Source organism: Protofrankia sp. Cas3 (assembly GCF_963555955.1).
GTDB lineage: Bacteria > Actinomycetota > Actinomycetes > Frankiales > Frankiaceae > Protofrankia.
In genome coordinates this window covers 1-9,771 of the sequence record NZ_CAUVXP010000188.1, presented here as the reverse complement: position 1 = coordinate 9,771, position 9,771 = coordinate 1, and the positions used below count along the sequence as shown (strand labels likewise).

Genomic DNA, 9,771 nt, shown 5'->3' with positions numbered 1-9,771 from the left:
ACAGGATCCGTCCCCACCATCCAACGGGACCTGGTCCTGGACAGGAATACCAAGCGCCAGCAGCGATGCGACATCAAGATCCCATGCCCACGCTTTGCTGGGCCGACGCAGCGAAGGTCCCACGGAGTCCAACCCGCCGGCCGTGCCGACGTTCAGGACTCCAATTGAGGTGGGATCCGGCAGCCGGGCGAGGGCTGTCGTGACGGCGATTGCGGCCGCCGTCTTACCGGCGCCGGTGATCAGTACACCGAGCAGCCCGGGATGATCGCGCGGCACGGTCGTCGCCTCCGCCTCGACGGCCGCGACCACCAGCCATTTCACGACACCACCGTGCCGGGCAACACCGCGGGAAAGCCGGCTGAGCGGGTCACTGGACAGCCCTCAGATAGTGCGCCCAGTATCCTTGGTTCGGGACACAGCGCGCGGACAGGGTGGCGAGGTCCCCCGGTGGGGGCTCGCCGTATACGCGATGCACGGCTTTCAGAAGCTCGGCGTCGTCGGGCAGCACCTCCATCCGCCCCAGCCCTCGGATCATCACGAAGGTAGCTGACCAGCGGCCGATTCCAGGCAGTGAGAGCAGAAACCGCTCGACATCCCTCACCGAAGCTGACCTTCACCACGCGAATCTCAGCAATGCGATCCTTACCCACACACGCCTGCCGGGGGCGAACATGAGTGAGGCGCACATGCAAGGATCGAACCTGCGTGGCACCGACCTGCGTGGCACCGACCTGCGTGGCGCGAACCTCACTGAGGTTGCTGGGCTTTCCCAGGACCAGCTGAACCAGGCGTTCGGGGATCGCGAAACCCGCCTCCCGTCCTGGTGGAAATGGAACGTCAAGCGGCCGGGCCTGTGCCGGGCCGCGCTGGGTGTCCATGCCTCGACCGCTCTTCGTCGCCATTCGGAGGTTATGATCATAGCCTCGATCCGGTCCACAGCCAAGGGGCGGACGACGCGTTCGCGCGGATTGTCGGGAAGACTGAGATCTTGACATCGTCGGCCGATTCGCCGTTCTCGAGGCTCGTGCGGTCCTGGTTTCCCTCAGGACGCCCCCTCACGCGCGCCACCTTTCTGGACCTATGAGCCCGCCGGCTCCCGACGCACCCTGCCTGCCAGCACGAGGTGGACGGGTGATGTCCTTGAGCGAGCACAACGTCACCCCTCAGGTTTCCTTCGGGGTGACGGCGACCTGAGGTACTTGGGTACCAAGGTCCTGGGAAGGTGCGGATGGCTATGACGACCGTCGGCGCCCGACGCCAAGCACCCTTGAAGATCGACCCCGCGACGGACGAGCTGATCTCGCAGGCCGCTCACTTCCTCGGCATATCCAAGAAGGACCTCGTGGCCGAGGCGGTCCGGGCATACCTCGAGCAGCGCCGTGCGGAGATCCGCCGCGGGATGGTCGAGTCGATGAAGGTGCTGGACGGCTCGCTCACCGCCAGCGTCGCAGCCCTGACCGGCCTGTCGCCCGAGCGGATCGAGCAGCTTGGCGGCGCCGGCGACTGGGACGAGTGAGTTATGCCGGTCCGTCCCACCCTGCCGGCTCTGCTGTCGATGTTGCCGGCGTCGGGTTCACTCGGCAGCGTCCCTGGTCAGCAGCCGAGCAATAGCCGATCCCGAAAACCCCTCCGAAATCCCACGAGAAATCTCCTCGCGGTCTTCCGCGGTCAACGCCTGACCCCGCACCCAAGTCTCCCATCAGTGAGCCACAAGATTTGTCACATGTGGCGCACTGACTCCTTGAGGCCGCCCAGCTCACGACGTCGCAATGTATATGCGTGGGCGCTGTACACCGACCTTCGGTGACCGCCTGCTAACGGCACTGACGAACCGCGCACGTTCTGGCTGAGAGTGTTCGAGGTTGACTTCGCCCGCGCGCGAAGTCCTACGGTTGGCTCATGACCTTGATATCGGTCGGGGCGGCCGCCGAACTGTGCGGCGTGCGTCCCAACACGCTGCGCTACTACGAGCGGATCGGTCTGCTCGGCCCGGTGGGTCGTGACGGTTCCGGCAGGAGGGTCTACGACGAGGGCACCCTCGCGACAGTTCGGTTCGTGATCCGCATGCGCGGCACCGGGATGCCGCTGCGGGTGCTGCACGAATACCTGGAGCTGACTCGCCAGGGCGGGCAGACAGCCGGCCGGCTACGGCAGATCCTGGAGGAGCAACGTCTACGGCTACGCCGCCAGCGGGCGCGGATCGACGACTGCCTGGCGACGATCGAAGGCAAGATCGACGCGTGTCCGCGGCCGGCTGACGCTCGTTCGTCACTCCTCGCCGGCGTAGGTGCTGGGGAGTCGGCGTGAACACCGGGGACGACGGGCAGGGTCCGCACGACGGACACCTGCCGAACGACGGGGCCGGCGTGCCACACCGCTGGCTCGGTGGCGTGCTGGCGGTTGGGTCGCTCGGCTTGGGCTGCATGGGCATGAGCGGGTTCTACCGGCCGGCCGACCAGGCCGAAGCGCGGTCGACGCTGCTGCATGCCCTCGATCGCGGTGTGACCCTGCTCGACACCGCCGACGTCTACGGCCCCCGAACCAACGAGGAACTGATCGGGCGGACGGTGCGAGGCCGTCGCGACGAGGTCGTCATCGCCACCAAGTTCGGGCTCACCCCTGGTGACGGGTACGGCGGCTTCGCCATCAACGGCCGGCCCGAGTACGTTCGCCAGGCCTGCGAGGCGTCGCTGCGGCGGCTCGGCGTCGATCACGTCGACCTCTACTACCAGCACCGGTTGGACCGGAGCGTGCCGATCGAGGAGACGGTCGGCGCCATGGCCGAGTTGGTCGCCGAGGGTAAGGTCCGCCACCTCGGACTGTGCGAGGCGGGCTCCGGCACGCTGCGTCGGGCGCACGCCACCCACCCGATCGTGGCGTTGCAGACCGAGTGGTCGCTGTGGTCGCGCGACATCGAGGATGAGGTTCTGCCCACCGCGCGCGAACTGGGCGTCGGCATCGTGGCGTACAGCCCGCTGGGCCGTGGCTTCCTCACCGGCGCCATCACCAGCGCCGACGACCTCGCACCGGCGGACCTGCGTCGCCAGATGCCGCGGTTCCAACCGGACAACCTCGCCGCCAACCAGCGCCTCGCCAAGCAGCTCCGCCAGGCCGCCACCGAGCACGGCTGCACTCCCGCCCAGTACGCGCTCGCCTGGCTGCTGTCCCAGGGGACTGACGTGGTGCCCATCCCCGGCACGGCGAACCGCGCCCATCTGAACGACAACCTCGGCGCGGTCGGCCTGGCCATCACCACCACCGGCCTGAGCGTCGCGGCCACCGGGCGACGCGCCGACCCGGCGACTGTCCACATGGAACAGCCGTAACCCCGAAACAGCGGGAGACGGTGCGGCTGATGACGACGACGGCGGCGGCGGCGGCCGAGAGACGCCTCTGGCTACAGCTTCCGTTGCTGGGAAAATGCCGGTAGAGGGATCAGCGTGGCTCCGCCCGGACGGGGTGTTCCTCTCCCTCTCCCTCTCCCTCTCCATCTCACAGCGGAACGATCAGGCCGTCGGGTCACCTGAAGAAGGTGCGCCATCACTGCGGAGATGGTCGCTCCCGCCTGGATGCACCAGCAGATCACGGCGGAGCATTACGACTCCTGATCCGAGGAGTAGTCCGCGGGCATCGAGATCGTGGCCGGGATGGTCGTCGTGTACCGCGCAGACACGATCGACATCATGCCGGCCCGGCCCGAGCACATCCTGCTCGTCGTCGAGGTCGTCTCGCCGGGCTCGGAGACGACCGACCGGATTGTCAAGGCCGAGCAGTACGCGAGGGCCGGAATCTCGTACTACTGGCGGGTCGAGCAGCCCCCCGCCGGCGTCCCGGTCGTCTGTACCTACGTCCTCGACCCGGCAACCAGGACGACCGTGCCGGTGAGGTCTTCACGGGCGTCGTCGACGCTGCCGCACCCTTCCCAGTCAAGATCGGCCTTACTCGGCTGTAGCGACGTCTGTCGCGCGCTTCGGTACTAGTAGTACTTCGTCAGGCCAAGTTGACGTTGGCTGGCGGGGCAGGACGACGGGCTGCTGGCAGGTGGGGCACGCGCCGGCCATGGCGAGCGCGGCGCGGATACCAGACCGGAAGCCGGCCTGTTCCCCTGCGGTGACCGCGGGACCGGCGGTAAGCAGCGGTGAGGGTTCAACGCTGAAAGCGGCGTGCAGACTGCGGCGCATGTCCGACCCCGACGCCCACTCGAAAGGATGAGGCCATGTGGTTACGGTTGCCAATCGGGGAAAAGCTGCGGGCTAAGCGCTATTGGGCTATGTTGTCATCCCTCGGCCGGGTAGAGCCGTACGGTCTTGTCGAGGCTGCTGGTGGCGACGGTCTTGCCGTCCGGGCTGAACGCGGCAGAGGTGATCCTGTCGGAGTGCCCGGCAAGGGTGGCGACGGCCGCACGGCTGTCCACCTGCCACAGCTTCGGTCCGGACGAGCCGCCTGTGACGAGGTACTTGCCGTCCGGGCTGAACGCGGCCAGGCCGCCGGCGTCCTGCAGGGTTGCGACGTCCTGCCCGGTGCCGGGGTCCCACAGTTGGGTGATGCCGTCCTCGCTGCTCGAGGCGACGGTCTTGCCGTCGGGGCTGAACGCCGCGTCGCTGACGACGGCCCGGTGCCCTTTATAGTCGACGACGACCTTCCCGGTCGCCACGTCCAGCACGTCGACGTAGCCGTCGATGCAGACGAGCAGGCGGGTGCCGTCAGGGCTGAACGCGATGCAGCGCTTGTACATGGCGTTCGTGAAGGTCGGGACAATGGGCGTGCGCTGACCCGTTACGACGTTCCACATGGCGTCGACCGAGGCGACGAAATTCCCGTCCGGACTATACGCCATCGCCGTCAGCCAGTCCTCGGTGCCAGGTTTCGGTTCGTCGAGCGTCTGCCGTATCTGGCCGCTGGCCACGTCCCAGAGCCGGACGGTGCCGTGGTTTCCGGCGCTTGCGATGGTGCGCCCGTCCGAGCTGTACGCCACCTTGGAAACGGCGGCGCCGGTGTCCGAAAGGGTCGTCCTGATGTGGCCCGTGGCGACATCCCACAGCTCGATCGAGCCCGAGCCTGGGTTGCTGGCCGTAAGCACCGCGGCAACGGCGAGGGTCTTCCCGTCGGGGCTGAACACCGTGTCAAGAGCAAATCCCCCGGCTATCTTCAGTACGGTTCCCTGCCTGCCGGATGCGGCTTTTATGCTCGGCTGCTGTGCTGTTTCCAAGCCCCTCTGGGCCTGGTCGGCGGCGGGAGCGGGTTGACCCCCGCCGCAGGCGCCCAATAACATTGCAAACACGCCGAAGACGACGATTCCACCGCCTGATCGGCCGGAAATTCGGCGCCGTGTTGAGCCGTTCATTCGTGGGTCATCCTTCCGGCGTCGTCGGCAACAGTTGGATCAACGTCGGCAACAGTTGGATCAACCAAAAGTTGGATCACATCGCCGTCACGCATACACGAGAAACCATTGAGATGTGCCACGGCCGACGTGGGGTCCTGGTCGAAGATGCAGGACCAACCGTTGACCTTCACATGCACGCCGTCCCGGTTGTTTGCAGCGCCCTGCTGCAGGTACGCCACCATCACCTTGCTGGCGTCGGCGCAGCTGATTTTCCCCTTGACGACCAGTTTGTATTCGGCGGTACCGGCAAAGGCACCGCAGTCGGTTCCGGACCCGTTCTGCGCTGCCTGGCTCGCGACTGCGCCAGACGTAGCCGGTGTACCGGAGGAGCATGCGGCGAGCGTGAAGCCGCCAGCGAGCACGATCGCGACCGCACGGACGGTGTCCAGAACATTTACCTTACCCACGGATGCCCCGCCAGGAGCGATCATTCTGGGCCATGCTGTCCCCCTGTCGATAACGCGACCGTTGTTTAGAACGATAGCGGCTTCGGATCTCTGTCGAGAGTAGTCTGTGCACCCCGACATTCACCCCATGACCTCGGCAAAGTCACCTCGCGTAGCGATCTCTCACGTCAGGTTGCGAGGAAAACGATGGCCCGCTTGCGGTCGCGGGCGATGAATTCGGTTGTTCCCTTGATTTTCGTAATACCGTAGAGGCTAAAGAGGGCGAGGGCGAGGGCGAGGGCGAGGGCGAGGGCGAGGGCGAGGGCGAGGGCGAGGGCGAGGGCGAGGTTACGATCGCCTTGACCACTCGCCGAATCAGTTTCGCGGCATGAGGTCTGCGAGCTTCCCCCCGGACGCCGCGCAACTGGTGAGGTACTGAAAGTGGTTCGCCAGCATATTCATGTCCGAGTAGGGGAGGCTGAGGAGAAGCCTTTGCTGCTGCTTGGGCTGCATGGCCATGAAGTCGGAGCATTTCGTGTTGATCGGGTTCCCGGCGCCTGCGGTGTCCCACCACAGGATAGTGCCGATGAGCAACGCGACGAGGGCGGCACCATTGATGATCAGGTTGCGGCGCATCATCGGTGAGGGCGCGGGGCTGACCGGCGGGAGCGGGGGGGCGCCGGGCTCGGTCGCGGCGCGCACTGTCCGGATGCGGTCGAGCGCGTGGTGGGGCAGCTCGTAAAAGGCGCCGCCGAGGTAGACGTTCGCCGTGTGGATCAGCCAGAACGGCAGCGTGAGCACGACGAACCAGCCCCAGCCGGCGAGGACGCCGAGCAGGGACATGACGAGGGCAGCCTGTGCGAGCGCGATCCCGGTCCAGATCAGGTTGGGGTTCTGGGCCGGGTTGGCGACCCACGTCGGTAGGGGCTGCTGGCCTGCGGGCGTCGGAGGGGGAAAGTGCTGGCCGGGCTCGGGACGGTCGTGCGTCGGGGAGCCGGGTGGGGATGCGGCCAGGCCGGAGACCGGATCCTGGTCGCCGTGGGCGGGAAACGTGGTCATGCGGGTCTCCAAACGGGAATGAGGTCGGCGGGAGATCGTCGTGGCACCCGGCCTACGGGCCGTCCTGGTGCCGCTGTCCTGGTGCCGCTTCGACCAGCTAGCGCCAGCCAGCTAGTTCTAGTAAATTACGTTTCGCAATATACGATCCGAGTATGCCGATGCTGCCTGGATCGGTCAACGGGGTCGCATCGACCGCGATCAGGGGGAGATGGGAAGGCTTGTCATGGCGACGAACGCGGTCCTTGCCCGCCGCCGGCTCGCGCAGGGCCTGCGCAGGTACCGCCAGCGTGCCGGGCTCACCATCGAGGACCTGGCTCGCGAGCTGGAGTGCTCCGGGGCGAAGGTCAGCCGAATGGAGACCGGCATCGCCGGCATCCGCCTACACGACGTGCCACCCATCGCCCGTGTCCTCGAGCTCGACGACGCCGAGCTCGCGGAGCTGACGGAGCTGACGCGGCGTGCGCGCGGCAAGGAGTGGTGGCACGAGTTCACCGATGTCGTGCCGCCCGACTCCGCTACCTTCTACGGTCTGGAGGACGGCGCGGCCAGCGTCCGGCTACACACGACGTCGCTGATTCCCGGCCTGCTGCAGACCGCCGACTACGCCCGCGCGCTGCTCGGGGCGGCACACGACGCCACCCGCGCAGTCTGGGAACGCCGGCTCGAGTTGCGACTGCGCCGCCAACGCATCCTCGATCGGGAAAACCCGCCTGCGCTGACAGTGCTCCTGGACGAGGCGGTGCTCCACCGGGAAATCGGCGGCCCGGACGTGACCGCCGGGCAGTGGCGGCACGTTCTGCACCGGGTCGAGACCGCCGGCGTGCGGGTCAGGGTCATCCCTTTCAGGGCGCCGGTCCACGAAGCCGAAGGCGTCACCTTCACGATCTTCGAGTTCGACCACGAGGACGTCACCTCCGTGGTCTACGCCGAGCAGCCGGTCCAGAACCTCTTCGTCGACGACCCCGAGGCCGTCGGCGTCTATGCGGCGGCGTTGGCCGCCGCCGAGAGCGCTGCGACGTCGATCGAGGACTCGCTGGCGATGATCGCAAAGCACGCAGGCGGCGGGCGGTGACCGCCACAGCGCCGCCACCGCCACGGTGGTTACCGGTCCGGCGGCGCGTCGAACTCGTCGTTGCGGACGCCACGCACGAACACCTCCCATTCCCGTGGGGAGAACCGAAGCACCGGCCCAGCCGGGTCCTTCGAGTCGCGGACGACGACTTCGCCTGGTGCGAACGCGACATCGACACAGGTCATCTCCGCGCCGCGGGAGAAGCTGCTGCGCCGCCAGGCCGGCGCCGACGACGCTGGGCGGCCGGCCGTCCCGACGGCGGCGTCGGCCAGAATGCTGATCGCAGGGTTGATCGACATGTTCTTCCTTCGGTGTGCGCGGGGCCGATGGGACGCCGAGCTCCGGGACCGGCCGTCCCGCCCCCCGTTGGCGGGACGGCCGGTCCGAAGAGAGCCATCAGCGCGCCGCGGCGTCGGACGGATCGACGGTGCTCTGGCTGGCTGGTGGCACGTCGAGCACACCGCAGTTCGCCGGGATCGCCCAGACTGTGCCGCCCAAGCCGGTCTGGGCCTGTGCCCGCACAGGGCCGACCACCCTGTGCCGGCACAGCCTCGTTACCGGCGCATACCGCCCCTACGCTCAGCCCACCGGGCCGGACATCCCACGCTCGCGCGGTTGCCCGGAAGGGGGCCGCTATCGTCACGTCTCGCGTCAAATGATCCGCGTCGATCCTCGTTCGCCACAGCCCGCGCACAGCAGGCGGCGTCCGGCTGGCTCGGCGTCACCCTCGGCGCCCTGGCGGCGCCGTTCACCAACCGCATGACCAGCACATCCCTGGGGGGAACGCATGACCGAAACCGGAGTCGAGCCGGCCGCGCACTGGGTCGGCCCAACCACGCGGCCGGACACCTACGTACTGAAGGAGATGATCGGGCGGGGCAGCGAAGGCGAGGTGTGGCGAGCGGAGCTGCCCCTTTCCACCGAGGGACGCGCCACGGTCGCGGTCAAGACCATGTTCCGGCCGCCGGGCGATGATGCCTGGGAGAAGCAAAGCCGGCTGCTGACCACTCTCAGCCACCCCGGTCTGGTCCGCGTCACGACCATGTTCATCGGGCCGTCCTGGCACCTTGCCGGCGCGGCCAACCCGAACACCCGCGTGGGTTACGTCGTCATGGACTTCGTCGCGGGCATGACGCTGCGCGAATGGTCCGACGAGAACCCCGACGCCCGGGTCAGCGAGCGGATCCGCAAACTGCGCACCGTCGCCGCCGCGCTCGACCACATGCACTCCGGCGGCCAGACCGTCCAGGGAGTGGCACACGGCGACGTGAAGCCGTCGAACATCGTGGTCCGCGACGACGGCGTCGCCGTCCTGGTCGACCTGGGCCTGGCCCGGCTCACCGACGGGACCGGGATCGTCGGCCGCACCGCGCCCTATGCCGCGCCCGAGCTGCGGGTGGTCGACCCGATCCCGACACCGGAGGCGGACAGGTTCGCCTTCGTGGTGACCATGGCCGAGGTCCTGCTCGGCCACCTGGTACCCCGGGTCGAGGGACTGGGCTGGGTCGACGTGGCCGCGCTCGAGGAGGAGCTGAACCGCAACCCGCTCACCGCGAACCGGCCGGCGCTTGTCAAACACATTCTGGACGCGTTGGCCGCCGACCCGCCCGGGGAGCGCTGCCGTCCCACCGCCGTCGGGCTCACCGCGACCGGGGATGCCGCGGTGAACGGCGCCGTGCCGGTTACCCGATCCGACTGGCTCTCCGTCTGGCTCGACTCCGCCACCGAGACGCTTTCCCACATCACCAGCACGGCCGGTTCGGCTGACGAAACCGCGCTCTCGTCGCCGCGCGGCGTCCCGGCCGGCGGCTGGACGGCGCCCGCGCAGACCGGGACGGGCCCGGGTGGCGGGGCGCCGGCGCGTCCCG

General features: G+C 68.1%; 13 protein-coding genes and 2 pseudogenes. 7 read left to right on the top strand and 8 right to left on the bottom strand.

Features of this window, described 5'->3' with window-relative positions; all coding sequences use genetic code 11:
• Both U9983_RS24160 and U9983_RS24155 read right to left on the bottom strand, forming a co-directional pair.
• Positions 1-321 (bottom strand): annotated as a pseudogene (locus tag U9983_RS24160) (nucleosidase); the annotation flags it as partial.
• A gap of 46 nt (positions 322-367) precedes the next feature.
• Complete coding sequence (locus U9983_RS24155; protein WP_322756213.1) at positions 368-601, bottom strand: hypothetical protein; 234 nt, start codon at positions 599-601, stop codon at positions 368-370.
• On the opposite strand from U9983_RS24155, the gene U9983_RS28120 reads away from it, so the two are divergent.
• Both U9983_RS28120 and U9983_RS24145 read left to right on the top strand, forming a co-directional pair.
• Entirely contained in the window at positions 513-992 is a 480-nt protein-coding gene (locus U9983_RS28120) for a pentapeptide repeat-containing protein (RefSeq protein ID WP_416211513.1), read from the top strand. The genes U9983_RS24155 and U9983_RS28120 overlap by 89 nt on opposite strands.
• Positions 993-1,234: 242 nt before the next feature.
• On the top strand, positions 1,235-1,516 hold the full coding sequence (locus U9983_RS24145) for a hypothetical protein (RefSeq protein ID WP_322780476.1): 282 nt from the start codon (positions 1,235-1,237) through the stop codon (positions 1,514-1,516).
• 57 nt (positions 1,517-1,573) lie between these two features.
• Here the strand turns inward: U9983_RS24145 and U9983_RS28115 are convergent, their stop codons facing one another.
• Positions 1,574-1,687 carry a helix-turn-helix domain-containing protein gene (locus U9983_RS28115; protein ID WP_416211510.1) on the bottom strand — a complete coding sequence of 38 codons (114 nt, stop codon included), beginning with the start codon at positions 1,685-1,687 and terminating at the stop codon, positions 1,574-1,576.
• 212 nt (positions 1,688-1,899) lie between these two features.
• Here U9983_RS28115 and U9983_RS24140 point away from each other — a divergent pair, with 212 nt between their 5' ends.
• The 3 genes and pseudogenes from U9983_RS24140 (at position 1,900) to U9983_RS24130 (ending at position 3,952) form a co-directional block, all read left to right on the top strand.
• On the top strand, positions 1,900-2,307 hold the full coding sequence (locus tag U9983_RS24140) for a MerR family transcriptional regulator (RefSeq protein ID WP_322749819.1): 408 nt from the start codon (positions 1,900-1,902) through the stop codon (positions 2,305-2,307).
• 59 nt (positions 2,308-2,366) lie between these two features.
• Positions 2,367-3,326, top strand: a complete 960-nt coding sequence (locus tag U9983_RS24135) for an aldo/keto reductase (RefSeq protein ID WP_416211512.1) — start codon at positions 2,367-2,369, stop codon at positions 3,324-3,326.
• 213 nt (positions 3,327-3,539) lie between these two features.
• A pseudogene (locus tag U9983_RS24130) lies at positions 3,540-3,952 on the top strand (Uma2 family endonuclease).
• A 324-nt stretch (positions 3,953-4,276) separates the two neighbouring features.
• Here U9983_RS24130 and U9983_RS24125 read toward each other — a convergent pair.
• From U9983_RS24125 to U9983_RS24115, 3 genes are all read right to left on the bottom strand, one after another.
• Positions 4,277-5,209, bottom strand: coding sequence for a WD40 repeat domain-containing protein (locus tag U9983_RS24125; RefSeq protein WP_322756209.1), 933 nt, complete (start codon positions 5,207-5,209; stop codon positions 4,277-4,279).
• Between the two features lie 131 nt (positions 5,210-5,340).
• Complete coding sequence (locus U9983_RS24120; protein ID WP_322756208.1) at positions 5,341-5,748, bottom strand: hypothetical protein; 408 nt, start codon at positions 5,746-5,748, stop codon at positions 5,341-5,343.
• A 399-nt stretch (positions 5,749-6,147) separates the two neighbouring features.
• Positions 6,148-6,831 (bottom strand): hypothetical protein, encoded by a 684-nt coding sequence (locus tag U9983_RS24115; protein ID WP_322756207.1) that lies wholly within the window; start codon positions 6,829-6,831, stop codon positions 6,148-6,150.
• Between the two features lie 223 nt (positions 6,832-7,054).
• On the opposite strand from U9983_RS24115, the gene U9983_RS24110 reads away from it, so the two are divergent.
• A complete protein-coding gene (locus U9983_RS24110; protein ID WP_322756206.1) occupies positions 7,055-7,903 on the top strand; it encodes a helix-turn-helix transcriptional regulator in 849 nt (282 codons plus the stop codon).
• A gap of 29 nt (positions 7,904-7,932) precedes the next feature.
• Here the strand turns inward: U9983_RS24110 and U9983_RS24105 are convergent, their stop codons facing one another.
• Both U9983_RS24105 and U9983_RS24100 read right to left on the bottom strand, forming a co-directional pair.
• Positions 7,933-8,202, bottom strand: coding sequence for a DUF397 domain-containing protein (locus tag U9983_RS24105; RefSeq protein WP_322756205.1), 270 nt, complete (start codon positions 8,200-8,202; stop codon positions 7,933-7,935).
• A gap of 97 nt (positions 8,203-8,299) precedes the next feature.
• Positions 8,300-8,425 carry a hypothetical protein gene (locus U9983_RS24100; protein ID WP_322756204.1) on the bottom strand — a complete coding sequence of 42 codons (126 nt, stop codon included), beginning with the start codon at positions 8,423-8,425 and terminating at the stop codon, positions 8,300-8,302.
• Between the two features lie 265 nt (positions 8,426-8,690).
• Between U9983_RS24100 and U9983_RS24095 the strand changes: the two genes are divergently transcribed.
• A partial coding sequence (locus U9983_RS24095; protein WP_322756203.1) for a protein kinase domain-containing protein occupies positions 8,691-9,771 on the top strand: 1,081 nt, incomplete at its 3' end.

Bases quoted from the DNA above. Each gene is read 5' to 3' on its own strand.
- U9983_RS24140 (WP_322749819.1), top strand. From the start codon at position 1,900: ATGACCTTGATATCGGTCGGGGCGGCCGCCGAACTGTGCGGCGTGCGT.
- U9983_RS24105 (WP_322756205.1), bottom strand. From the start codon at position 8,202: ATGTCGATCAACCCTGCGATCAGCATTCTGGCCGACGCCGCCGTCGGG.
- U9983_RS24145 (WP_322780476.1), top strand. From the start codon at position 1,235: ATGACGACCGTCGGCGCCCGACGCCAAGCACCCTTGAAGATCGACCCC.
- U9983_RS24110 (WP_322756206.1), top strand. From the start codon at position 7,055: ATGGCGACGAACGCGGTCCTTGCCCGCCGCCGGCTCGCGCAGGGCCTG.
- U9983_RS24115 (WP_322756207.1), bottom strand. From the start codon at position 6,831: ATGACCACGTTTCCCGCCCACGGCGACCAGGATCCGGTCTCCGGCCTG.